This window comes from Chamaesiphon sp. VAR_48_metabat_403 (genome assembly GCF_031422475.1).
GTDB lineage: Bacteria > Cyanobacteriota > Cyanobacteriia > Cyanobacteriales > Chamaesiphonaceae > Chamaesiphon.
Genome location: NZ_JANPLS010000147.1, coordinates 1 through 23,920, shown reverse-complemented (window position 1 = coordinate 23,920; position 23,920 = coordinate 1). Strand labels below are relative to the sequence as shown.

Annotated in this window: 21 protein-coding genes and 1 pseudogene; 7 read left to right on the top strand and 15 right to left on the bottom strand. The window is 45.8% G+C overall.

What is annotated here, in order from left to right; all coding sequences use genetic code 11:
* The 7 genes and pseudogenes from RMO79_RS07245 to RMO79_RS07215 form a co-directional block, all read right to left on the bottom strand.
* Positions 1–259: pseudogene (locus RMO79_RS07245) on the bottom strand (3-ketoacyl-ACP reductase); the annotation flags it as partial.
* A gap of 43 nt (positions 260–302) precedes the next feature.
* A complete protein-coding gene (locus tag RMO79_RS07240; protein WP_310482441.1) occupies positions 303–1,754 on the bottom strand; it encodes an SMI1/KNR4 family protein in 1,452 nt (483 codons plus the stop codon).
* Between the two features lie 20 nt (positions 1,755–1,774).
* The gene (locus RMO79_RS07235) at positions 1,775–3,370 is read right to left on the bottom strand and encodes an ATP-binding protein (RefSeq protein ID WP_310482439.1); all 1,596 of its coding nucleotides are present in this window, start codon (positions 3,368–3,370) and stop codon (positions 1,775–1,777) included.
* A gap of 220 nt (positions 3,371–3,590) precedes the next feature.
* On the bottom strand, positions 3,591–5,006 hold the full coding sequence (locus RMO79_RS07230) for a reverse transcriptase family protein (RefSeq protein ID WP_310482438.1): 1,416 nt from the start codon (positions 5,004–5,006) through the stop codon (positions 3,591–3,593).
* A 295-nt stretch (positions 5,007–5,301) separates the two neighbouring features.
* The gene (locus RMO79_RS07225; protein WP_310482437.1) at positions 5,302–5,484 is read right to left on the bottom strand and encodes a hypothetical protein; all 183 of its coding nucleotides are present in this window, start codon (positions 5,482–5,484) and stop codon (positions 5,302–5,304) included.
* A 32-nt stretch (positions 5,485–5,516) separates the two neighbouring features.
* The gene (locus tag RMO79_RS07220; protein WP_310482436.1) at positions 5,517–5,699 is read right to left on the bottom strand and encodes a hypothetical protein; all 183 of its coding nucleotides are present in this window, start codon (positions 5,697–5,699) and stop codon (positions 5,517–5,519) included.
* A 187-nt stretch (positions 5,700–5,886) separates the two neighbouring features.
* Positions 5,887–6,519: a response regulator transcription factor gene (locus RMO79_RS07215; protein WP_310482434.1), complete on the bottom strand. Its 633-nt coding sequence runs from the start codon at positions 6,517–6,519 to the stop codon at positions 5,887–5,889.
* A gap of 282 nt (positions 6,520–6,801) precedes the next feature.
* On the opposite strand from RMO79_RS07215, the gene RMO79_RS07210 reads away from it, so the two are divergent.
* Positions 6,802–7,377 carry a hypothetical protein gene (locus RMO79_RS07210; RefSeq protein WP_310482432.1) on the top strand — a complete coding sequence of 192 codons (576 nt, stop codon included), beginning with the start codon at positions 6,802–6,804 and terminating at the stop codon, positions 7,375–7,377.
* On the opposite strand, the gene RMO79_RS07205 is transcribed toward RMO79_RS07210, so the two are convergent.
* The 3 genes from RMO79_RS07205 to RMO79_RS07195 all read right to left on the bottom strand — a co-directional run bounded on the left by RMO79_RS07205 (position 7,346) and on the right by RMO79_RS07195 (position 10,454).
* Positions 7,346–8,761, bottom strand: coding sequence for an isochorismate synthase (locus tag RMO79_RS07205; protein WP_310482431.1), 1,416 nt, complete (start codon positions 8,759–8,761; stop codon positions 7,346–7,348). The two genes, RMO79_RS07210 and RMO79_RS07205, sit on opposite strands and share 32 nt — an antisense overlap.
* 13 nt (positions 8,762–8,774) lie before the next feature.
* On the bottom strand, positions 8,775–9,533 hold the full coding sequence (locus RMO79_RS07200; protein ID WP_310482429.1) for a DUF502 domain-containing protein: 759 nt from the start codon (positions 9,531–9,533) through the stop codon (positions 8,775–8,777).
* A gap of 186 nt (positions 9,534–9,719) precedes the next feature.
* Complete coding sequence (locus RMO79_RS07195) at positions 9,720–10,454, bottom strand: HpsJ family protein (protein WP_310482427.1); 735 nt, start codon at positions 10,452–10,454, stop codon at positions 9,720–9,722.
* 160 nt (positions 10,455–10,614) lie between these two features.
* Here RMO79_RS07195 and pgl point away from each other — a divergent pair, with 160 nt between their 5' ends.
* The 3 genes from pgl to RMO79_RS07180 all read left to right on the top strand — a co-directional run bounded on the left by pgl (position 10,615) and on the right by RMO79_RS07180 (position 12,931).
* Complete coding sequence (gene pgl / locus RMO79_RS07190; protein ID WP_310482426.1) at positions 10,615–11,343, top strand: 6-phosphogluconolactonase; 729 nt, start codon at positions 10,615–10,617, stop codon at positions 11,341–11,343.
* 172 nt (positions 11,344–11,515) lie between these two features.
* Positions 11,516–12,292 carry an FHA domain-containing protein gene (locus RMO79_RS07185; protein WP_310482425.1) on the top strand — a complete coding sequence of 259 codons (777 nt, stop codon included), beginning with the start codon at positions 11,516–11,518 and terminating at the stop codon, positions 12,290–12,292.
* 267 nt (positions 12,293–12,559) lie between these two features.
* Positions 12,560–12,931, top strand: coding sequence for an FHA domain-containing protein (locus RMO79_RS07180; protein WP_310482424.1), 372 nt, complete (start codon positions 12,560–12,562; stop codon positions 12,929–12,931).
* Between the two features lie 164 nt (positions 12,932–13,095).
* Here the strand turns inward: RMO79_RS07180 and dnaN are convergent, their stop codons facing one another.
* The 5 genes from dnaN to grpE form a co-directional block, all read right to left on the bottom strand.
* The gene (gene dnaN, locus RMO79_RS07175; RefSeq protein WP_310482423.1) at positions 13,096–14,259 is read right to left on the bottom strand and encodes a DNA polymerase III subunit beta; all 1,164 of its coding nucleotides are present in this window, start codon (positions 14,257–14,259) and stop codon (positions 13,096–13,098) included.
* A gap of 50 nt (positions 14,260–14,309) precedes the next feature.
* Positions 14,310–14,525 (bottom strand): sulfurtransferase TusA family protein, encoded by a 216-nt coding sequence (locus tag RMO79_RS07170; protein ID WP_310482422.1) that lies wholly within the window; start codon positions 14,523–14,525, stop codon positions 14,310–14,312.
* 212 nt (positions 14,526–14,737) lie between these two features.
* A complete protein-coding gene (gene dnaJ / locus RMO79_RS07165; RefSeq protein ID WP_310482420.1) occupies positions 14,738–15,883 on the bottom strand; it encodes a molecular chaperone DnaJ in 1,146 nt (381 codons plus the stop codon).
* 179 nt (positions 15,884–16,062) lie between these two features.
* Positions 16,063–18,060, bottom strand: a complete 1,998-nt coding sequence (gene dnaK / locus RMO79_RS07160) for a molecular chaperone DnaK (protein ID WP_310482419.1) — start codon at positions 18,058–18,060, stop codon at positions 16,063–16,065.
* 185 nt (positions 18,061–18,245) lie between these two features.
* A complete protein-coding gene (grpE, locus tag RMO79_RS07155) occupies positions 18,246–19,013 on the bottom strand; it encodes a nucleotide exchange factor GrpE (protein WP_310482417.1) in 768 nt (255 codons plus the stop codon).
* A 701-nt stretch (positions 19,014–19,714) separates the two neighbouring features.
* Between grpE and RMO79_RS07150 the strand changes: the two genes are divergently transcribed.
* The 3 genes from RMO79_RS07150 to RMO79_RS07140 form a co-directional block, all read left to right on the top strand.
* Positions 19,715–21,706 (top strand): GspE/PulE family protein, encoded by a 1,992-nt coding sequence (locus tag RMO79_RS07150; protein ID WP_310482416.1) that lies wholly within the window; start codon positions 19,715–19,717, stop codon positions 21,704–21,706.
* A 113-nt stretch (positions 21,707–21,819) separates the two neighbouring features.
* Complete coding sequence (locus tag RMO79_RS07145; protein ID WP_310482415.1) at positions 21,820–22,923, top strand: type IV pilus twitching motility protein PilT; 1,104 nt, start codon at positions 21,820–21,822, stop codon at positions 22,921–22,923.
* A gap of 179 nt (positions 22,924–23,102) precedes the next feature.
* Positions 23,103–23,920, top strand: an 818-nt coding sequence (locus RMO79_RS07140; RefSeq protein ID WP_310482413.1) for a type II secretion system F family protein, incomplete at its 3' end; no start/stop codon positions are given.

Here is a 23,920-nt window from a genome sequence, read left to right as displayed (position 1 = left end):
GATCGGGTGTGGTAACATCTTCAAAGTCACCTTCAAGATGGGCAATCTTTGTCCCAAATTCCTCAAGTGAGGCAATTAAGCCAGGTAGCCCCTCAGCATCTGCGCCCCATTCCCGATCGGCATCATAAGGCGAAAATGAGTGAATGAATACATCTGCGCCTAGTGTGGCGAGTTGCCGTGCGATCGCAAATCCAATTCCTTTCCGCCGACTAACTCCGGTAACTAGAGCGACACGCCCCTTTAATACTGCTTCTGGCAAGACATTCTAGCTCCCGATCGATTCAAGATTTTTTTTGAGTTTATTATAATTCAAAGCTTTTATTATAAACTGATTGCATCATCTCCCAAAACGATCGATAACGATAAGCTCCAGGATTTTTATTTCCAAAGTCCCAGGCTTCCCATTCATTGCGGCGATCGACAATTAGGGGATTGAGTAAATAAACATCGCCATCTTCTGTCGAACTAATTTGTAGCGCGGTTTTCATATATCTCGTTCTAATCCAACAGCAGTCTTGATGCTCTCCATACTGAAAATACTGTTCGTCGCCAATCTCGTCATTATCATTATTCCAAGCATCTACCAAATCAGAATTTTCATTAATAAACCAATCGATTCGATCTGTTCCATAGATTTCACAACGACGATTTGCAATTACAAATCCATTGCTTGCAAGCAGGAAGTTTCGATAAGCTAGTGGGAATTCAACGTGAAGTTTTTGTTCTAACTTAACAATTTGTGTTTCAGTTGCTCCGGTTCTCAGACATTGCTTGTATGTCATGACTTCTGGGTAAAAATCTTCATACCATTCAATCTCTTCTTCATCCTCTTTATCGATAAGCTCGAAGATGCGATCGTTCCAGTGTTCTAAAAATTCATTCCAATCTTCTACAGTAGGGATAAATCCAATCTGCTGTGGATTGTAAGTTCTTTTATCGATCGATCTCACTAATTCTTGAGCTTGAGTATGAGAAATTTTAATATCACTTTGTAAAACACCTGCTGCTATTCTCTGCATGAGTGCAGGGAAGCACGCCATCAAAGATAAGCTTCCGAAAACACTCTCTGAAGATTTCCACCATTTCACAATATATCGATCGGCATTTTTCTCATCGTTGAGACCCATATAAGTACGAATACCAAAAATAAGTATTCGATCGTAGGCTTCATACCCTATATTCCATGCTTTAGTAACAGCCTCGAAAATCTTTAAAATCTGAGCCGCTTTTGCTAAGTTTCCTTTGCCGAGACAATCTACTGAAATAATCCGGTCTAAATCATTGATAAAATTATAAATGCCAAACCGCTCGTATCCTTCACCATCAATTGTTGGATGAGTAATTTCTCGAATAAAATCTTCACTCCAATCACTTGCTGGAAAGGGGAACGAGAAAAATCGGTCTGAATTTTCAATTTGTTCGTACACATCGAATTTTTGTTCGACATACCATTCAAGATCGCCGATCGACATTGCTTTCTCTTCAAAGATTGCTGGACAGTCAATTTTTAGTAAATAACATAAACTAGGAACGATTGATTTGAGTACATGAGCGAGACTGCTTTCTTTACTTATTTTCAGTTCTCCGTCGAGTAATTCTGTAAATAGCTGATAAGCAATTTCAGGATAACCAGCCAGTAAGACTAAAGAACCGCATTCCAAAAGAGTACAAGCTGCTTCATCTGGCGGTAAAGTGCGAATTCGGTGCGATAAATCGGCAAGATAAAGATCGTCGATCGATTTAGGAAGCTTCATTGCTGTAAATTCACGCGCAGCTAATTTAAGACAGTGCGAAGTGTATGGAGTAAATCTTGCGTGCTAAAGGGTTTAGCCAGGAAGGCTTTAATTGTCTCGCTCTGAGTATGTGCCTCAATTTCGCCAGCGGATAACCCACTCATGACGATCGCGCGGACGTTGGGATCGATCGAGTGGAATCGCGCGATCGTGTCGCTAGGATTGCCACCAGGCATCATATAATCTAATAAAATCGCCCGAATTTCACCGTGATGTTGGGTGTATAAATCGATCGCTTGTTGGCTATTACTGGCTGAGATCGTCCGATATTGATAAGATTCGATCGTCGTACTGAGAATTTCGCGAATTGAGGGTTCGTCATCGACGATTAAAATTAGCTCGTTTTTGCCCGCTAGGGGGATGTGGGATAGATCGCATTTAGCTGCGATTTGAGCGTGGGGAAAGCCTTCGCTCGGCGGTGTCGCGGGTAAATACAAGCGGAATTGCGTACCGCGATCGACTTGACTGGAAACATCGATAAAGCCATGATGATTCTTGACGATCGTCCGCACGATCGATAGTCCCAGTCCCGTACCTTTACCGATTTCTTTAGTTGTAAAAAAAGGCTCAAAAATTAGATCGATCGATTCTGGCTCGATGCCGATGCCCGTATCTGCGACTGTAATGGCGACATATGCCCCGCTGTGGGCGTGAGGATGAAGTTTTGTGTACTCAGAGCTGATAATGATATTTTCAGCTCTGAGTGTCAACTCGCCCCCAGTTGGCATCGCATCGCGGGCGTTGATGCACAAGTTAATTAGGACTTGATGGAGTTGATTGGCATCGGCGGATAATGTCCACAAGTGGGTATTTTCGATGTGGAGGCTAACTTCGATCGATCGCGGAAATGTTTGTCTGGCAATTTGCATTACTTCTGCTAGCAAATGGCGCGGTTGCAAGAGGGTATGTTCGCCATCGCCACCTCTGGCAAAACTGAGAATTTGGGCGACTAATTCTCGTCCGCGTTTAGAATTTTCGGAGAGGGTATTGAGTAATTTTTGGGTGCGCTCGTCTAAATTTTTCAGCTTTAGGGGCAGTAGTTCGGTAATCGCGACGATCGGCGTGAGAATATTATTCAAATCGTGGGCAATACCGCTAGCTAATGCGCCCAAATTTTCGAGCCGTTGGGCGTGAAGAAATTGCCGCTCTAGTAATTTGTGCTGGGTAATATCGGAATCGATCGTTAAAATTGATTGTGGGGTGCCATTATCAGCCGCAAATAGATACCAATGACTGGCGACGGCAATGCTTTTGCCTTCTCGCGTTAATAGTTGTAGTTCACCATTCCATTCGCCACACTCTAGTGTCTGGGCAATTGCGGCTTGATAATGCGGATCTTCGAGGTGATATAGAAACTCGACAATTTGCTTGCCGATGGCACTCGCCGCCAACCAGCCATACATCCGCTCGGCACTGCGATTCCAGTATTTTACTTGCCCATCGATCGACCATAAGACGATCGCGTCTGTCACCAAATCTAATAAGAGCGATCGTTCGCCACAAAGCTCGTACAGTTCCTCAACCCGACTGAAGACTGGTGCCCCACTGACAACAGCCGATGGACTTCTGATTTCCATACATGATTCGAGGTAGTTATCCCTCGCTCTCGATCGGCTAACTCCTCTAGCATAACCTTAGATTCAATTCCCTGCCGCATAATATTAAACAAATATTAAATAAATAGGCTTTTTTAATATTTATATGATAAGCGGGGGGACAAGGGGACGAGGGAAGTGTAGGGAAAATAAACCTACAATCCAAAATCACCTTTACTTCTTACTCCCCACTCCCCGCTCCTTAACGTTTGCGTTTGCCGTATTTCTTTTGAATGCGTTGTACTTGGGCTAGAAATTCACTACCTTTGCTCGGATTGACCATTGCGACATAATTGGCAAAACCGACGATCGATTGTAATAAATCCGTGCTTTGTCCCCACTGTTTACCTGCTAAACCATCTTTCTCGATTTGGTAGAGGGTGGCGCGGAAACGTCTGAGTGTAGACCTGTCGATATTTAACTTCTGATTTACTACTACCCCGGTGACTTCTTGCTGCTGCGAATTTCTGAGGACGCGAGTTTTGTCGGGATGAATTGTCAACCCTTCGTGAGTGACGATGTTTTGGGTGCCTTGGAGGATGTTACCAATATCTTTGAGTTTATCCCGATCGATAGTCGAAAAAGTCAGATCGTCAGCATAGCGCGTATATGTAAAGCCGCGATTTTGGGCCATTCGATCGAGTCTGCGATCCAATCTCCGACAGAGTAAATTTGTCAATGCGGGGCTACTGGGCGCACCCTGAGGCAAATACCGCTGCTCTTGGGCGATGTAATAGCTTTTGCCATCTAGTTCGACTGTCGTAACATTCGGCTCGGTGCAGACTAAGCCCAAAATAGTGGCAATAGCTTCGGAATAACCCAAGGAGCGAAAAATTCCTTTAATCCGACAATAAGAGATCGATGGAAAAAAGTTCTGTAAATCGAGATTGATAACGGCGAGCGCGCCTACATGAGGCTGGGCATTGGTAATAATCGATCGACCCCGCCTAAATCCATGCGCGGTGGGGTGGAGAACTACTCGTTCTAAAATATTGTCCAGAATCCACTGCTGTGCTTGTTTGAGTCGGGGTAATGGTGCCGAAATCTCGCGAACGCCGCCAGTTTTTTTAGGAATCTGAAAGTGGATGTAATGAGAAATAGTCGCGACGCGGCGGGAGAATGCTAAAAATCGCAATTGCCCGATCGAAATATTCATCGCGATCGCCAGATCTGCGGCAGTATGTAAGATGGGAAGCTGATGCTGCTGCAACCGCTCCAGATCGGAATTCGTCTGGTTTAATCCGGCTGAAACTCCTTCACCTAAATAATTAATTTCGCTGGCTTGGCGTGCTTGCCATGCTACCGCCCGCTCCTGGCGTTCTCGTTCGCGACGTGCTTTGGTTTCTTGCTGCTTGCAGCGCGACTCCGCCATCCGTAATTTAAGAGCGGCTTTCTTGAGAGCTTCCTCATTATGCAAGCGGCGATTTTCCGCTCTGAGGGTATCGAGTTCTCGCTGGATTTCGCCACGTCGCCGAATTTCATCTGCCGGATCGTTGGGAATTTCGCCGCTTGCCGACCAAAATCCCAGCCGGATCATCTCGTCAAGAATAAATTCTTCCTTGGAACTTTGGCGAATGCGATCGTAAAGATCCTGACGAGTGCGCGGCTGTTCGGTCATGATATTGAGGTGATTAATTAGCGATCGAAGCTAAAGAGTTACTTCCGCCTCGATCGAACAATTCCCATTCCACAGTGCGATTCCTCTTCGTAAACCTCTAAGGACTGGCTCGCTCAACGCCAGCGGATACACCTACTAGGTGTTCGTTAGACTCATGGAGTCTACACCGTAACAACACCTAGTAGGTGATATCCGCACAGTTAAGAGTGAGCCAGTGATGTGTGGCTAGACTAAACGCAAGGATGACGATCCATCATCCGGGTTGCAAGTGGTATCGATCGCACGGCTGCATGGGTCAGTACTTGCGTACTGAATTTATTGTATCATCTCGATCGATAATTGCCAAGCTGTCGGGTAAAAAGTTGGAGGTAGTAGGCATTAAATGTTGAAGCTGGTAAAGCTTATGACTCAACAACTGCCAGCAATAGCCAGTAAGTGTGAGTTGCTTAAACCAGTAAATTGGCTGATATAGTGACAATCGTCACATCGAAATCGGATGGAATCGGTCGATTATTCGCGACCGAAACTTTCAAAGCGGTGTTTACAGGTATGTTTTTGGCACCGATATGGATAGACATTGACAGCACCGAGCATTTTTTCAAAGAGATCGACACGCTGGGAACGGGCAACATCGGAGTTGCCGCATTTAGGACATTTGCGCTCGACTTGTACTTTAGAGAAGTTAGTAATCATGCGATTCGAGGTTAGCTAGTGGGAGTATATACTAGTCAACCTATCTTAACCAATACCGATCTCCTCTAAGTACGCTAAAGGTATCTTCAATTGCCAAAAATGACAATTTATGCATGTTATGGCGGAGCGATTTACGGAGATATCCGCTGAATGACTTAGGTAAGTTATCTATTCGTAACAATTTAGATTACAAATACGTGTTCGCAAAAATTGCCGCTTGTGTGCGATCTCGCAAATTCAAGCGATTCAAGAGATTGGTAACGTGATTTTTGACGGTACCTTCGGAAATATACAATATCTGGGCAATTTCGCGATTGTTGGCACCTTTGGCAATTAGCTTCAAGACTTCGAGTTCGCGGGGGGTTAATTCTTGAAGTGCGGTCGGTAAAGGGGCGATCGGTTGTTCTACTCTAGACATGGCTTTAGCCAGCATTCCGGGTGCTAAATGCGTATAGCCTCGATCGACTGCGCGGATTGCTGCGGCGATTTCTTCGGATGGTGTATCCTTGAGCAAATAACCTTTAGCTCCATACTCGATCGCTGCCGATACATAAGTATCATCATCGAAGGTTGTCAATACCAAAATATTTACATGTGGAAACTGCTGGCAAATTTCTCTAGTTGCTGTCACGCCATCCATGACTGGCATCCGAATATCCATCAGGACTACATTCGGTTGCAATGCTCTAACTGACTCGATGGCAATCGCCCCGTTTTCGGCTTCGCCAACCACGCGCAGATCGGTTTCTAGTTCTAATAAAGCTTTCAATCCTTGTCGAATCAGATTTTGGTCGTCTACTAGTAAAATATCGATTGTCATGATTTGGACAGCCGCTATCTGTAAGATCGATCGAATTTGTCAATCGATAGAGGGATGCTCGGCAATGGTTTATTTACTAAGATGGCGGATACTACTCGATTCCATCCATTAGAAACTTTAGCAACTTTACGGAATCAGGTAGGGGTAAAATGTAGTAAACAACAGACCCAAACAACCATAGATAGGATTTACTTCAATAAAGTTCCGATCGGTTGTAAAGTTACTTACATAAATTAATATATTAATTACTAAACCCCACCGTACCAGCAAGGAGCCGCAATCATGTCATTCAACACTCAACCCGACCGTCACAACCTATCCGAAGCCGAATTAATGGATTGCCTCCTTGCATCCTCGACAGCCGAGTATCCTTGGAATCCGGCAGATCCGGAAACAGCCAATTATTATACCGAATCCGATCTTCATTTTAGTTTAGATGATTGGTCTGATGCCGAAATCTCCCAAAAGTCGCAATCTTTTTTTACTACCATTCAATCTTGCTGGGATAAACCTGCCGATAATGTCAAAATTGGCGCGCTAGAAACACTAACTGCCAAGTTTGGTGCTAGAGTACCCCAGCAATGGCTAGAGCGAATTGCGGCTAATGCCAGCGCACTAGCTAGTAGTAATTTAGAACCAGTAGAGCAATTAGTCAGTGCGGTGCGCGATTTGTTATCGAATTGGGCAACTGACGATCTGTTAGTGATGGCTAGACCGTATGCTTATGCAATGCGTTGCAATCCCGGTGTTGATAATCCGGATAATATTGTCAGACCATTGGCATGGGAACAGCTATCCGAACTAGAACGCGCAAAATTAACAATTCTTATCGCTCAATATGCGATCGATGACCTGTAACAGTTGGACTATTAACAGGGGTAAATAAATCGGTAAAGTGCCGGATCTTGTTTTCGATTTCGATCCATTCTTCCTCAGATTGAGAACCTGTAACGATGCCAGCACCTGCAAATAATAGTAAGCGATTTCGATCGACTAAACCCGATCGAATGGCAACGGCAAATTCAGCATCGTCAGCACCAACCCACCCGACTGGTGCAGCGTACCAGCCGCGCTCGAAGGGTTCTAATTCTTGAATTAATTTCAACGCTTGGGTTCTCGGTACCCCGCCTACGGCTGGAGTGGGGTGGAGTTGAGGGAGAATATCCGTATCTGTTATGTCAGGTGTGAGGATGCCCTGACATTGGGTATATAGATGTTGAACTTTATTGAGTTTGAGAATTGCCGTTTCGCGATCGATTTTTACCGATTGACATAGTTGGGCGAGAATCAATTTGAGATTATCGACGACTAGTTGATGTTCGCGGACATCTTTGAGCGAACTCCGCAATTCTTCACTCAACTGGATATCGCTTTGTATCGATGCGCCTCGGTGCCGAGTGCCAGCAATCGCTTCAGTTTTTAACAATCGATCGTGACGATAGTAGAGTCGTTCGGGAGAAGTGCCAATAAAGGCGGTAGTGGCATCGATTTGAAAACAAAAATGATAGCTAGGATGATTATTTGGCTGCAATAATAACAGCAGTAATTGAGGTTGAAGATCTTTAGTAAATGTTAATATCGATTTTCTGGCTAGGACAATTTTCTCAAGTTTGAGATCGGCAAATTTGGCTAAGGCTAAGTTGATATTTCGCTCCCACTCATGCAGATCGGGAGTATCAGATCGATCGATTTGAACTGGTGGATCGATGACGATTTCTAGTGGTGTCAAATCGAGTTGAATTAATTCGTCTAAAATTAGGTCTAAGTCTCGATCCCATTGTTCCGAGCGGAAATTGCCCAAGCAGTTACAAGCAAAAAAAGTCCCGACACCATCCGTCCAAATCTCAAACCTGGGCACTACAAAGCGATAATTACCAAATAACTTCCAGCTCGGATCGATCCAGCGATCTTGACTAAAACCGATGCCGCCATAGTATCTAACATTGGGAAATAAAGACGACAAATTTTGCCTGATTTGCCCGAATACACTTGGATAACTAATTGGTGAACTGCTAGAAATCGTATCTACAGTACCGATTCCAGCCATGATAAATCGACCCTGACGATCCGACCAATAAGTTTTGACATCTGACTGTTGTCTTGCCAACCAATTTAAGGGTTCGATGTTGGGAATCGGCACCTCTATTCGCAAAATTTTACCCTCTAGAAATAGAGGGAGATCGATCGCGTCGTGCCCGAAAAATTGTTTAATCTGGGTGGCTATCTTCAGATAAAGATCCATTACGAACAATAATTTACGATGAGGAATTGTCCTCCCGTTGGCGGAAAGCCATCTCCTCTGGAGAATCGATAATCGGGACGGGTACTCCACCAGTCAGTGGCGCAACGATCGGATCTGAAGTCTGACTTAAAGCAGCAACGGCAACATTACCAGGATTGACGATACCACCAGAAATAACTACCTTAAAAGCATCTTCGATCGACATTGCCAAATCTAAGACTTCGGTTTCTGGCACGACAGCATACCAGCCAGTCGTCGGATTTGGAGTAGTGGGGATAAATAAATTTAGCATTCCCTGTGGCATCTGCGATTGAATCTCGCTATCGAGCGTCCCCGTGACAAATGCCAGTGCCCAGATGCCGCGACGCGGATATTCTATCAATACTACACGACGGAATTTGTTACCCGAATCACGCAACAGCGTTTCTAGTAATTGCTTGAGTGTTTTGTACACCGCACCTGCGAGGGGAATGGCTTGTAATACCCGCTCGCCGACATCTAAGAGCCATTTTCCCGCAATATTGCGAGCCATTAACCCGATCGTCAGGATAATTAATAAGGGTGCTGCCAAGCCGACGAGTAAGTTTAAAAAATAGACTAAAATCGGGTCTAAACCGTCAAAGGGAGCGATTTGCTTGGGGATGCGCGTCAAAAAATTAACGACCCATGTCGTGACATTAATTGACAGCCAGATTGTCGTAGCGAGTGGAATCACTACCAGCAATCCAGCAATTAAATCATTCTTTAGGTCCTGCTTGAAATGTTGGAACACAAATCTCCGACTTGGTAGTACGACAGGTTTTATCGAGCTTGTCTACTCATACTATACAAAGCTTTACCAGATCTGGGTAAGGGTTGAATGGTAGAGAAAAAAGAGCGAGTCGATCGTTAATTTAACTTATATCTGCTACTAAGTACACATCATACAAGCGCACTTCGATCGACTCGATTGCCGCGACTAGCGCAGGACGCGTCTCAAACCCGTCCAGCCAATCGTAATATAGGCAATTGCCAAAAGAAAACTCGCCAAACTCGTGCGAACGCCAGTTTGGAGCATTCTAGTATTGACTTGGGCTTCACGTTTCTGTCTTTGAACTTGGAGATTTTGGTCGGATTTTTGGGCGAACTTTTTAGGATCGGTCAGCAACAGCTTATTAAGCTGGAGATTTGCCAGCCGTTCGCCTTGTGCTTGTCCGCTAGCGATTTCCTTATCGATCGCGGCAATCTGTTCTTTAACTTTATCCTTACTGAGGGCGTTTATCTGTTGGAGATTGCCCTCGATGCCCTGTTTGATTTGGGTCGCCTCCTCACTAATTTTGGTGAGATCTTGAGCTTTAAAATCATTGGTGGTAATTACTTGGAAGGGAATAATTAAGATAAAGATTAAGCCTAACAAGCTGGCTAGCGAAAAAGTCCCGATCCTCCAAGTATTTCCCCGTTCGCCGCCGTCTTCTGTCGAAACAATGGCAATCCAATCGCCAGCGACGACAAAAGCAATACCAACTAATGGTAACAACCCGCGATCGACGAGTTGGCTGGTAGCATACAGCCACCAGCGATTGCCCTCTAGTACCAGATTTTCAGGTGGGAGCCAGAGCATGAAAATCAGGTCGATGAGGGAAGATAAAATCAATACCGCACCTGCGGTTTTAAGGGCAAGCGGGGTTAGAAAACTACTCACAGTAGGTTGCATAGTCTAAATTGTTGAGATGTTAAGATATTCGCGCCGATCGGCAAGCGATCGGTAAAACGTAGTGGAGGATCTAAAAACTTAGATTAGCTTGTTTTGGGTAAGTTCCCAGCGATTTTCACCTAAAATCTAATTATTCAGTTTATCGGTAATCTTGTTGTTTATGACCCCGAAAATTAGCATTCATCCCGATCGACAGGCATTGGTAGCGGCTGCTTTGACGGCAATTGTCGATCGCATTCGCATGGCAATCGACGAGCGAGGCTCATGTACGATCGCGCTCTCAGGCGGCTCGACACCGCAACCATTGTACGCGGCTCTGGCGAACACCGATCTGCCCTGGGATCGGATTCGGATTTTTTGGGGAGATGAGCGGTACGTCGCACCGACAGATCCCGATAGTAACTATGGCATGACCAAACGGGTTTGGTTAGATTTGGTACCGATTCCCGCAGCAAATATCCATCCCATGCCCACCAACTTCGATCGACCAGAATTGGCAGCAGAGGCATACGAAACAGAGATCTTGACTGATTTTGGTCTAGAAGCCGGGTCGATTCCGGTTTTTGACATAGTACTGCTAGGGATGGGAGATGATGGGCATACAGCCTCTTTATTCCCCCATACAGCAGCTTTATCGGTAGTCGATCGATTGGTAACCGCAGGCGAAAAAGATGGACAGCCTCGACTGACGTTTACTTTCCCACTGCTGAATCGATCGCGAAGTACGATCTTTTTGGTTGCAGGTGCGAGCAAACAAACCGCACTAGCAGAAATTTTTGCACCGCAGGGCGATATTGCTGCTTATCCATCTCGTGGCATTCAGCCCCAAGGTGAGTTATTGTGGCTGTTAGATGCTGCTGCAGGCGAAGGGATGAGTGTTAGTACTTAAATTCAGGAGACTAATTCTGCTAAAATCTAAGCGGGCTATGTCTTTAAAAACTTGAAATTTAGCTGGTGACGATCGTCCACCTAAACCAGAAACTTATCTTGTGACGATCGCCCGTCCCAACTTGAAACTTATTTGCTTACGATCGTCCGTCCCAACTTGAAATCTATTTTTTATGATTGTCTGTCCCAACTGTAAGCACGATAACCCTGAAGGCGCAACTAACTGTGAAGCTTGTTATACCGCCCTACCAGCCACTAAAGCTTGCCCGAACTGTGGTGCCTCGATTCAAATCGATGCTACTTTTTGCGGACAGTGCGGTCATAATCTCAAGCCCGATCCTTCAAAAACGCCGATTTTGCTGCATCCGCCCGCTAGCGAGGCAGTAGCGGTTCCCGAAGCTGCTAGTAGTATCGGTTTACCACCAACAGTATTGACAAATCCCGAAGCCGATTTGTTACCAACGCCAATCGAGCCAATTGTTGCCGAAATTAATACTGTGGAAACGACAGAAACGAAGGCGGTTGAGGCTACCGAACCGATCGAATTGGCAGAATTTCCCGTTATTCCGACAGTGCCAGAACCATCGGTAGATCCGCTCCTAGAGCAGACACCACCCCCATCGGCACGTCAATTATTACATTTACAGACAAATCTACCTGTAGAATTACCATCGCACTTACAGGTCATCCACTTGGGGAAACCAAACGATTTAGTCGCCCCAGATATTGATGTATCGAGTTTTCCTTGTGCAGAGGTAGTATCTAGAGTTCACGCAAATATTCGCATTGAAGAAGGGAACTATTATATTGAGGATGCTGGTAGTGCCAATGGCACTTATATCAACCACAATGTTTTAGCCAAAGGTAATCGACATCTGTTGCGTCCTGGCGATCGCATCGGTTTGGGCAAGGGAGATTTAGTAACTTTTCTCTTTCAACCGCCGACATGATAACTAGTTAGGATCGCTGAATATCGGTATTCAGCGATCCTAGCTCGATGTTAGTAAATAAGCGAGCGATTTAAAGTCTAAATTACCCAGAATCGATCGCTGCTATTAAAAGTTACTTAAAATTCACTCAATTGGAGAATGAAGTAGATTTTAAATTCCTAATTTATGAACGTTCCAGCCCAGAATTTATATTAAATCGATCGATTACAGTCAGCTTAATAGCGAATTAAGTTAAATTAATTGGCATTGCGACCAACGAGTTACTGAATGCGATTAGCTCAATTCTCACCAGCCATGACTCAAGCACCATCTGCGATCGTCCTCAGTTTACTTAATTCGGTTCCCGTTCAAAGTTGGACATTTGACTCTGAAGATGTCATCCGCATCGGACGAGCGACAGATAACCATGTCGTGTTATTTAGTGCTGTTGTTTCTCGGCATCATGCGGAGTTGCGCTGGCATGAAGAAAACGGCTGGCAACTATTTAATATTAGCCCCAATGGAACTTATGTAGATGGAGCAGCAGTTAAAGAAACGATCGTCGTAGATGCGATGGTGATTCGGTTGGCAACATCAGGGCCAAAAATTAAAATTAAGGTTGCCATCGATACTTCAGCAATGTTTAGTACTAGCAGTTAGTTTAGTAGTTTGCAGCTACAGCAATTTTTAGCAGTGTTCAGTAATTTATTAGTCTGGAAAGGGAAAGCGGGGAGCGAAAAGTGTGTTCTTGGGGCAAAAAGCTCTGCGGGAAAGATTGTGCTTTACTAGTCAGAAAAGTACTGTAAGCTCCGCTCTCTATTCTCCTAATTTCTCAGTTGCACTGGCATAACCAGATAGGTCATTTTAACACCGCCCAGCGGTGTGAGAATAACAGGTTCGAGCGGGCCATTGAGACTGATGGTAATTTCTTGAGTAGGAATAGTTTTTAAGCCATCCATCAAGTATTTAATATTAAAGGCAATATCTAAATCTGCACCTGAAATTTGGGCGACCAGCGATTCTTTGCCACTACCGCGCTCTTGACTTTCGACAGATAAATCTAACGCTTGGTTAGCACTATCGATACTAAATTTAACTAAATTACTCTGGTCGGCAAGCACGGCAATTCGTTCGAGTGCGCTGAGTATTTGTTTGCGATCGAGCGTAATTTGGCGTTGGAACTGTTTGGGCAACAATAAACGATAGTCGGGATATTTGCCTTCTAACGTCCGCGTCGTTAATTTACGATCGCCCCAACCAAATACTACTTGTCCTTGCTCTAATTGTAGCCCTAAGCGATCTCCTTCTTGCCCAGAACCGAGCATTTTTTCTAGTTCGCGCAATGCTTTCGCCGGAACGGTGACTTCAAACGATCCGGTTTTGACTTCGGCTGCCTCTATTTCGTCCGTCTGGGCTGCTGGAGCATCATTTGGATAGACTTCAACAATTCCCAATCTATGACCGTCTGTAGCGGCAAATTCTAGCCGATCTGGCTCGACTTTGAGATAAACTCCCGTGAGTACCTGTTTGCTCTCATCTTGGCTGCAAGCAATCAGCGAACCCTTCAAGCCGTCGATAAAAGCAGCAGCAGAAAGCTGGTTGGTTTCGCCTTCTTCGATCGATGGTAATTCGGGAAATTCTTCTGCACTCAGCCCGCGCACCTGATAGCGACCGCTCGCCGATGTAATCGTCACTAGGTTTTCGCCAGCTTCATCATCGAGGGTAATCTCGCCGCTGGGTAATTTGGCAACAATATCATTTAACAATTTAGCTGGTAGTGTCAAGGTGCCTTCTGCTTCTACCCGCGCGTCAAAATTAGTTTGAATTCCCAAACTCAGGTCGAAACCAGTGAGCTGAATCCGATCGGGATCTGCTGTGACGGCGATTTTAATGTTAGCTAAAACTGGATGCGTTGGACGAGTGGAAACAGCGCGACTGACTAGCGCGAGATTGATATTGAGATCGTGCTGAGTGCAGACAAATTTCATTGGAGGTGGGAGATGGGAGCGGGGAGCTGGGAGATGGAAGTAAAGTTTAGTTAACTGTGTACTTGGAGTTTAAAAAAGTCGAGGTCGGGGATAATTTGGTCGATCGTGTAGCCTGCCATCTTGAGACTGTCGGGTACTTGCTCGATCGGTTCGCCAGCATCGAGCCATACTTCTAACAGTTCCCCAGCAGCCATCTGTTCGAGCTTCATTTTGGTACGCACAAAGTTAATCGGACAAGGCGTTCCGCGTAAGTCTAGTTGAATCATCGATTTAGGTGTTAGGTGTTAGGTATTAGGTGTTAGGGATTGGGTGTTAAGTGTTTAAGAAGGGTTCCGGCTTGTGACTTAGGGTTTAGGCTGAGGTGGTTAGGTAAAAATCTCAATTTGTTCTCGATCTTTTTACCCACAGTCCAATCTGACCTAAAGCCTAAAGCCTAATACCCGCAGTCTAATCCGACCTAAAACCTAATACCTAATACCTACTTAAAGACATTACCAAAGATACTACCAATACCACCTTTACCGACCCGATCGCCACGAATTTTGGCGAGTTTTTCGAGGAGGTCGCGTTCTTCTTGGCTGACTTTAGCGGGGATATCGATTTGAATTGTCAGTAAATGGTCGCCGCGACTGACTTCGTTACCCAGACGGGGTACACCTTTTTGTTCGAGTTTGAGGACGGTATTGGGTTGAATGCCTGCTGGAATATTCAACTCGGTGGGGCCATCGACGGTATCGATTTGGATGTGGCTGCCCAAAATTGCTTGAAGATAGCTCACCTTCACTTGGGAGAGGATATTGATGCCTTCGCGGCGGAATTTGGCATCTTCTTCGACATGTAGATAGACGTAAAGGTCGCCTGGTGGCCCTCCGCGCAAGCCAGCATCGCCTTCTTTACCAATCCGTAATTTGGTACCGTTGTCAACCCCTTTAGGAATCGAGATTTTGAGCTTTTTGGTTTCTTGTTTGCGTCCGGCACCATTACAAGCTTCACATTTGTCTTCAATTACCTGACCGTCGCCATTACAGGTTGGACAGACAGAGACTTGGGTAAAGTTACCGAACGGCGTGCGAGTATTTCTGCGGACTTGTCCGGCACCGCCACAAGTACCACAGGTTTGGGGTTGAGAACCAGGTTTGGCTCCGGTACCTTTACAGGTGGTGCAAGATTCGAGGTGGGGAATGCGAATCTCTTTCTCGCCACCAAAAATTGCTTCATGAAAATCTAGTTTGAGATCGAGGCGTAAATCTTCACCTCTAGCTGGCCCGTTGCGACGACGAGCGGCTTGTTGTTGCCCTGCTGCGCCACCACCAAAGCCACCATTAAAGAAGGCATCGAAAATATCTGCTGCAAAGCCGCCCATATCGCCCATGTCGCCATAGCCGGGAGCCGCACCGCCACCTGAAGATACGCCAGCTTCTCCAAAGCGATCGTAACGAGCGCGGAGTTCGGGTTCGGAGAGGACTTCGTTGGCACGATTGATTTCTTTAAAAGTATCTTCTGCCCCAGGCTCTTTGTTGACATCTGGGTGATATTTCCGCGCCAGTCTACGATAGGCGCGTTTAATTTCTTCCTGGTCGGCATCTCTGGAGGTGCCAAGGATTTCATAATAGTCGCGTGCCATACAGAAGTTTTATCTTACAAGGGGGAGTAGGAAGCAGCATCGGGGCTAGTATCGAAAATAGATCGACGCGATCGATCCCCATTGTAAAGGAATCGGGACTTGGTGATGGAGTATTAACCGTAATTTCCTTGGTGTCTGTTTCCCCTGCCAATTGCTAGTTAATTTAGCTGGTGACTGGGCTACTCTACAACCTCATAATCGGTAGTTGCGGTTTCATCATCATAGTCTAATGTGAGAGTGCTCGATACTTTTTTAGGTGGTGGTGGTGGCGGTGGTGGTGGTGCTGCGGCTCTACTCAGCGGTGCGTGTCGTTTGGGAGCACCGTTAGAGTTATCGGTACGATCGGTATTAGAGCTACTTGGAATTGTACCTTTTTGGTAGACAGCCGCACCCATCGCAAAAATCTCTTGTTGGAGTTTATCGATCGCTTGTTGGACGTTTTCTAAATTAGCAGATGGTTCTAGCAGCAGCATTTGTAGCTCTTTAGCCGTAGTTTCTGCTTGTTCGCGGAGATTGTCATTAATCAGATGACCGTTATCTTTGAGGGCGGTATCGTAGGTATTAAATAAAGCTTCTGCCTGATTTCTAAGTTCCACCAGTTGCAATCTGCGCCAGTCATCTTGAGCGTAGGTTTCGGCTTCTTTCCGCATCCGTTCGATATCGACATCATTGAGTCCGCCTGTATTAGCGATCGATACGGTTTGTTCGCGTCCGGTGCCGCGATCTTGGGCTGAGACTTGCAGAATACCGTTAACATCAATATCGAAGGAAACTTCAATTTTGGGTACCCCACGGGGCGCGGGAGGGATGCCTGTGAGCAAAAATCTCCCCAGGCTCTTGTTATCTTTTGCCATCGCCCGTTCGCCTTGAAGGACGTGGATTTCGACGGAGGTTTGTCCGTCGGTGGCGGTCGAAAATTCTTGCGCTTTACTGGTAGGAATGGTGGTATTGCGTTCGATGATTTTGGTAAAGACTTCGCCGAGGGTTTCGATTCCTAGCGAGAGTGGCGTGACATCGAGCAGCAGGACATCTTTGACATCGCCACCGACGACACCTGCTTGCACGGCAGCACCCATCGCGACAGCTTCATCAGGATTGACAGATCGATCGAGTTCTTTACCGCCAAAAAAGTTTTGAATGGCGCGTTGAACGGCGGGAATGCGGGTCGAACCGCCGACAAGGAGGATTCGATCGATATCTTTGGTTTGCAGATCGGCATCTTTGAGAGCGCGTTGGACGGGTTCGAGGGTAGACTCGATTAAGGGTGCGACCATTTCCTCGAATTTAGTCCGCGTCAGCTCGATCTCCAGATGTTTGGGACCTTGAGCGTTAGCGGCGATAAAGGGAAGGTTGATCGAGGTACTCATCATGGTTGAGAGTTCGACTTTAGCTTTTTCGGCAGCTTCGCGCAATCGTTGGAGAGCCATTTTATCTTTGAGCAGATCGATATTTTCGGTGGTGCGGAAATGTTTGATCATCCAGCGGACGACTTCATTATCAAAGTCATCGCCGCCTAAATGGTTGTTACCAGATGTCGCTTTGACTTCATAGATCCCATTACCCAGTTGGAGGATCGATACGTCAAACGTTCCTCCGCCGAGATCCACCACCATGATTTTTTGCTCGGTATTGGCTTTATCCAAACCATAAGCCAAAGCAGCCGCCGTCGGCTCGTTGATAATCCGCAATACTTCTAGTCCCGCAATCGTCCCAGCATCTTTAGTAGCTTGGCGTTGGGCATCGGTAAAGTAAGCCGGAACGGTAATCACTACTTGCTCGACTGGTTGCCCCAAGAAATTTTGCGCATCTTTTTTGAGCTTTTGCAAGATCATTGCCGATACTTCTTGCGGGGTATAAGTCCGACCTCGGATTTGAACATCCACAGTATTATCACGACCCTTAATACAGTTGTAAGGAACGCGATTGCGTTCGGTTTCGGTGTCTTCCCACCGCCTACCGATAAAGCGTTTGATACTATAAACAGTATTTTCTGCATTGGTTACGCCTTGTCGTTTGGCAAGTTGCCCGACAAGTTGTTCGCCACCTTTGGCAAATCCAATGATACTGGGAGTGGTACGACCGCCTTCCGCATTAGAAATGACGACTGGGATGCCGCCTTCTAAGACAGAAACGCAGCTATTAGTTGTACCGAGGTCGATGCCGATGACTTTTGCCATAAAATTGAGGCAATATTGTAAAGAATGGGAAAACGGGGGTGTGGGGAGTATGGGGAGTGTGGGGGATGTGGGGGTGTGGGGATTAAATTAAAGCGAGATCTTCATAAATCTTCCCGATCCTCCCACCCGTACTTATCCTCCCACCCTCACTATTGTTTCCAAGAGAAAGTAACTAGCAACTGGAGCTACTTATCCGTAGTGTCGAAGGTACTCACATCTTCGGCAGACAACTGTTCCGGTGGTGCAGCTACTTTAACTAGGGAATGGCGTAAAATCTGCTCTCCCAGGTAGTAGCCACGTTGTAGTTCCTCCATTACGGTGCCTTCGGGATGTTCTTCCGTCGGCTGACGCATGACAGCTTCATGCAAATTGGGATCGAATTGTTGTCCTTCGGGACGCATGGGCGATACACCCAGTCGTTTGAGACTTTCGACCAATTGTTTGTATACGCCTTGATAGCTTTTATGGATGCCCAACTCGCCATCATTTTGAGGCTTAATTTGGGTGCGAGCGCGCTCGAAGTTATCGACAACACTCAATAGTTCCATGATGGTGGCGCGTTTGGTGCGGAATTCGGTTTCTTCCTTCTCTTTGCTGCTGCGCTTGCGGAAGTTATCAAAATCAGCAGCAATTCTGAGATATTGGCTTTGAAAAGCATCTCTTTGATTGGAGATTTCGGTTAACTTTGCCGTCAATGCCTGAAGTTCGGATTGAGAAGTCGGCGCAGTTTCTGGTTCTACATTGACTGGCGGCATTTGGGGTGGGGTGGTAGCTGCTTCAACATTTGTAGCAACCTCCGCATCTGCCGCATCTGGAGTAGAATTAGCGGCTGGATTGGTGGGAGAACCAACCGTTGCCAGCGTGGGAGGTTGAGATTCGAGACTGTCCAATGGTAATTGTGATGGGATAGTCTCATCACCTAAATTAGTTGGCTGTTGTGGGGTTTCACTCATCGTTCGTTCATGCTCTATTAACAGACTGCTAAACAATTTCGATCGTCAGATGTTCCATAAGGAGACGCTACGCAATCGAGTGTGCAAGCCAAAGATTAATTCTTAAATACATATCTTAAATATAGATCTGTAAGAGAGGCTAATTCAGTGAATCTGCCTTTTGAGTATAAATCTGATTTGGGTCGATCGTGTATTTTTTTAAGATTGGCTGGGATTAGCGATCTGAATCTAGATCGTTACAGCCTTTGGCACGAGAACATTCTCGATCGGGTAGATATTTGGAGATCGGCAATATTAACGATTTGCTAGTAAAACTCGATGCGATCGAATACTAGTAGCGTCTGGATAGCAGAACTATTAACCCAATTCAAATGGTCTCATTTTATAATGCCCAACTTCACAACCCAAAATACCATTAGCAGTTAGAAAGGATAAACAGTAAGTACTCAGACGTAAGCACTCCAGAGTTTTTACAGGCAAGATCGAGATCTCTTTAGCGTGAATGAATACATTCAGTCTAACTGTGGGCATACTGTAAAGCTAGGGAGCTAACTATAGTAGCGATGACTCGATCGAGTCGAGATCGTCCACCATGACTGTGTTCCCATGAGTACTAAACAGCAGTTATGACTCAATCTTCATCCGCCAAACGGGCACTAATCGTCCGCCTTGACTTTTCCTTTGGGTAATCAACAGCAGCTATGACTCAATCTTCATCCGCCAAACGGGCCTTAATCGTCCGCAATGACTTTTCTCCTTTCGGTAATAAACTGATTCAATCGGGTTATGTCAATGCGGAACAGCTCAAGCAAGCACTAGTTGACAGTCGTACCAACAACCACCCCTTAACGGATGTGTTGGAATCCCTAACAGGCAAATCTTTGCCTGCGGAGTTGCAGCAGCAATATAAAAAGCAACAGTTATTCGAGCTGAAAATTGTCTACGGGTTGAATGCGGTCGATATTAGCTCTGCTCAAATTGACAAAGTTCAAGTGCGGACTTTGATCGATTCGTTTATTCCTGCCGATAGTTGTCGGCAACTGAAACTCTTACCAATTGGTCGATTAGAAGGCGATCCGCCAATTCTGACGGTGGCGATGATCAAACCCGACGATCTGCAAGCCAAAAACGATTTAGATAAAATTCTCCGCCCGCATGGGATTGCTTGGCGCAGTGAAGTAATCGCGCCTGAAGATTATCAAAAGCTGCTCGATGGCTATTTAGACGAGCGGCTGCAACAGGATGAAGCAAGCAATTCTCAGAAAAATCTGAATGTCGAAATTGATAATTTCGATGCGCCAGAGTTAGGAAATGCCGAAGACGAACTCAATGATGAAATTGACGTGGCTGGAGCAGAAGCCGCTCCGGTTGTCAAGTTAGTCAACCAAATTATGGCAAAAGGTTTGCTAGAAAAAGTTTCGGATATTCACATCGAGCCGCAGGAAGAAGGTTTGAGGGTGAGATTCCGGAAGGATGGAGTACTGCGTCAGGCTTTCCCCATTTTGCCAAAACACATTATTCCGGCGGTGATCTCTCGGTTTAAAATTATTGCCGAATTAGATATCGCCGAGCGGCGGTTGCCTCAAGATGGTCGGATTCGGCGAACTTTTGAAGGGAGAAAAGTAGACTTCCGGATGAGTACTCTCCCTAGCCGCTATGGGGAGAAAGTCTGTATGCGGATTTTGGATAACTCCTCGACGCAATTGGGTTTAGATAAATTAATTAGCGATTTACCCACCCTCGAAATCGTCCGCGAAATGGGCAGTCGTCCGTTTGGCTTAATTTTAGTAACTGGGCCGACAGGTTCTGGTAAATCCACGACGCTGTATTCGCTGCTAGCCGAGCGTAACGACCCTGGTGTCAATATTAGTACGGCAGAAGACCCGATCGAATACGCACTCCCCGGCATCAACCAGGTTCAGGTAATTCGCGAAAAAGGGATGAACTTTGCCTCGATTTTGCGCGCCTTTATGCGGCAAGATCCCGACATCATCTTGGTAGGAGAAACTCGCGACCAGGAGACGGCTAAAACCTCGATGGAGGCGGCTTTAACTGGTCACATGGTCATGACTACCTTACACACCAACGACGCGGCAGGCTCGATTGCGCGGCTAGATGAAATGGGTGTCGAACCATTCATGGTTTCTGCCGCACTGATTGGGGTCGTCGCCCAACGGCTACTGCGGAAAGCTTGTGTTGAGTGTCGCATTCCCTATACTCCTACTCGTGAAGAACTCGGTCGATTTGGATTATCTGCTTCTGGAGATTCCGTGATTACATTCTACAAAGCTAACGAACTGAGTAGTAATGAGATCGAATCTGCTAAAGCTGCCGGAAATCTCTGTAAAAACTGCAACGGAATCGGCTATCGCGGTCGGGTTGGTGTCTACGAAGTCATGCAAGTTACCGAAGAGCTAGCTACGCTGATCAATCAACGCGCTTCCACCGCCCTGATCAAGGAAACCGCCGTTCAGCAAGGGATGAAAACTTTGCTGTCTTACAGCCTCCAAATGGTTCAGGAAGGTCAGACTACTCTCTCTGAGGTCGAACGAGTGACCTTTACCGACTCTGGTTTGGAAGCAGAAATCAAAGCCAAACGCAAAACCACTTTAGTCTGTCGTACTTGCTCTGCCGAACTCAAACCGGAATGGTTGGATTGTCCTTATTGTATGACACCGAGATTTAGTGATTAGGTTTTAGGTTTTAGGGTTTCAGAACGCAAGCGTTTTCTTAATTTCTAAATTCTAACTATCGACCTAATACCTAACACCTAATACCTAACACCTAATACCTAACACCTAAACTTATGTCTGAATTAATGATCGAAGATTTGATGGAGCGACTCGTTGAAATGGGTGGCTCTGATATGCACATTCAAGCAGGTGCGCCAGTTTATTTCCGCGTTAGCGGCAAACTCGCCCCAGTGGGTGAAGAACCGCTCACTCCCCAGGAGTGTCAGAAGCTGATTTTTAGTATGCTCAATAATACTCAGCGCAAAGAACTCGAACAAACCTGGGAAATCGACTGTTCCTATGGTGTTAAAGGATTGGCTCGATTCCGGGTCAATGTCTATAAAGAACGCGGTTGTTATGCGGCTTGTTTGCGGGCACTATCTTCTAAAATCCCCAACTTCGAGCAGATGGGATTGCCCGAAATCGTCAGAGAAATGAGCCATCGTCCGCGCGGATTGATTTTAGTAACGGGGCCGACTGGTTCCGGTAAAACTACCACGATGGCGGCAATGATCGATCTGATCAATCGCACTCGCGCCGAACATATTTTAACGATCGAAGATCCGGTCGAGTATGTGTTCCCCAACGTTAAAAGCCTCATTCACCAGCGTCAAAAAGGTGAAGATACCAAAAGCTTCTCGAATGCACTTAGAGCCGCCTTGCGGGAAGATCCAGACGTAATTCTGGTGGGAGAATTGCGGGACTTAGAAACGATTAGTTTGGCGATTAGTGCTGCCGAAACTGGTCACTTAGTAATGGGCACATTGCACACCAGTTCTGCCGCTCAGACGATCGATCGGATGTTGGATGTATTCCCGCCCGAACAACAGCCCCAAATTCGCGCGCAATTATCTAACTCGCTAGTTGCCGTTTTCAGTCAAGCTCTGGTGCAAAAGAAAAAGCCCAAACCGGGTGAATACGGACGAGTTCTCGTTCAGGAAATTATGATCGTTACTCCCGCTATTTCTAATCTAATTCGTGAAGGTAAGACCGCTCAAATCTATAGTGCGATTCAAACCGGAGCTAAATTAGGCATGAATACGATGGAATCGATCCTCGCCAAACACATTCGCGAAGGCACGATTTCTTTTGAAGTTGGCGTTTCTAAGTCATCTCGACCCGACGAACTCCAACGCCTGATTGGATCGACACCGACGATGGCGACGAATGGACGTTGAGGAGGAAATAGGGAATAGGGGATAGAGAATAGGGAATATTAATATTATCAACCCTTTACCCTGTCTTGAAAAGGTGCTTCACTTGGGGAAACCCCAAGAACGCACTTTTCGCTTTACCCTTTACCCTTTACTCTTTACCCAAACTAAACCCCAATCCCTAACCCCTATCCCCTAAATTTATGCCAACTTTTATAGCTGAAGTCCGCGATGCCCAAGGGAATGTCAAACAAGAAAAAATTGATGCTCAAACGGTAGATTCTGCTCGGACGAAACTCAAAAAGAAATATCAATTCATTCAAAATATTCGACCAGTTAAATCTTTTGATATCACCAAGATCGATCTAAGCGATATTGAAGCCGCCATGAATCCCGTCACCGTTCGGGATAAAGCGGTATTCTCTCGCCAATTTGCCGCGATGGTAAATGCGGGTGTGGCAATGGTGAGATGTTTGACAGTTTTATCCGAACAATGCGGTAATCCCAAGCTCCGCAAAGTACTCGCCCAAGTTAGTATCGATGTGCAACAGGGGATTAACCTTTCTGATGCGATGCGCCGACACCCGGAATGCTTCGACAATCTTTATGTGAGTATGGTGCAGGCTGGAGAAGTGGGTGGGGTACTCGATGAAGTTCTCAATCGGCTGGCAAAAGTGCTAGAAGATATGTCGCGACTCAAGAACCAAGTCAAAGGGGCGATGGCGTATCCTGTTGCTGTAGGGATTTTAGCACTGATTGTTTTCTTAGGGATGACGATTTTCTTGATTCCAGTATTTGCTGGTATTTTCAAAGGTTTAGGGACGGAATTACCCGCCTTAACCTTATTTATGTTAGGAATCAGCGGTATTTTAACTAGTTGGATGATAATTATTCCGATTTCGGTAGTTAGTGGTTTAATTTTTGCTTACAATCAATATTACAAAACTCCGATCGGTAAACTCACAATGGATCGGTTTTTCTTGAAAATGCCCATCTTAGGTGACTTAAATGAAAAGTCTGC

Bases quoted from the DNA above. Each gene is read 5' to 3' on its own strand.
- RMO79_RS07240 (WP_310482441.1), bottom strand. From the start codon at position 1,754: ATGAAGCTTCCTAAATCGATCGACGATCTTTATCTTGCCGATTTATCG.
- RMO79_RS07235 (WP_310482439.1), bottom strand. From the start codon at position 3,370: ATGGAAATCAGAAGTCCATCGGCTGTTGTCAGTGGGGCACCAGTCTTC.
- RMO79_RS07230 (WP_310482438.1), bottom strand. From the start codon at position 5,006: ATGACCGAACAGCCGCGCACTCGTCAGGATCTTTACGATCGCATTCGC.
- RMO79_RS07220 (WP_310482436.1), bottom strand. From the start codon at position 5,699: ATGATTACTAACTTCTCTAAAGTACAAGTCGAGCGCAAATGTCCTAAA.
- RMO79_RS07215 (WP_310482434.1), bottom strand. From the start codon at position 6,519: ATGACAATCGATATTTTACTAGTAGACGACCAAAATCTGATTCGACAA.
- RMO79_RS07210 (WP_310482432.1), top strand. From the start codon at position 6,802: ATGTCATTCAACACTCAACCCGACCGTCACAACCTATCCGAAGCCGAA.
- RMO79_RS07205 (WP_310482431.1), bottom strand. From the start codon at position 8,761: ATGGATCTTTATCTGAAGATAGCCACCCAGATTAAACAATTTTTCGGG.
- RMO79_RS07195 (WP_310482427.1), bottom strand. From the start codon at position 10,454: ATGCAACCTACTGTGAGTAGTTTTCTAACCCCGCTTGCCCTTAAAACC.
- pgl (WP_310482426.1), top strand. From the start codon at position 10,615: ATGACCCCGAAAATTAGCATTCATCCCGATCGACAGGCATTGGTAGCG.
- RMO79_RS07185 (WP_310482425.1), top strand. From the start codon at position 11,516: ATGATTGTCTGTCCCAACTGTAAGCACGATAACCCTGAAGGCGCAACT.
- RMO79_RS07180 (WP_310482424.1), top strand. From the start codon at position 12,560: ATGCGATTAGCTCAATTCTCACCAGCCATGACTCAAGCACCATCTGCG.
- dnaN (WP_310482423.1), bottom strand. From the start codon at position 14,259: ATGAAATTTGTCTGCACTCAGCACGATCTCAATATCAATCTCGCGCTA.
- RMO79_RS07170 (WP_310482422.1), bottom strand. From the start codon at position 14,525: ATGATTCAACTAGACTTACGCGGAACGCCTTGTCCGATTAACTTTGTG.
- dnaJ (WP_310482420.1), bottom strand. From the start codon at position 15,883: ATGGCACGCGACTATTATGAAATCCTTGGCACCTCCAGAGATGCCGAC.
- dnaK (WP_310482419.1), bottom strand. From the start codon at position 18,060: ATGGCAAAAGTCATCGGCATCGACCTCGGTACAACTAATAGCTGCGTT.
- grpE (WP_310482417.1), bottom strand. From the start codon at position 19,013: ATGAGTGAAACCCCACAACAGCCAACTAATTTAGGTGATGAGACTATC.
- RMO79_RS07150 (WP_310482416.1), top strand. From the start codon at position 19,715: ATGACTCAATCTTCATCCGCCAAACGGGCCTTAATCGTCCGCAATGAC.
- RMO79_RS07145 (WP_310482415.1), top strand. From the start codon at position 21,820: ATGTCTGAATTAATGATCGAAGATTTGATGGAGCGACTCGTTGAAATG.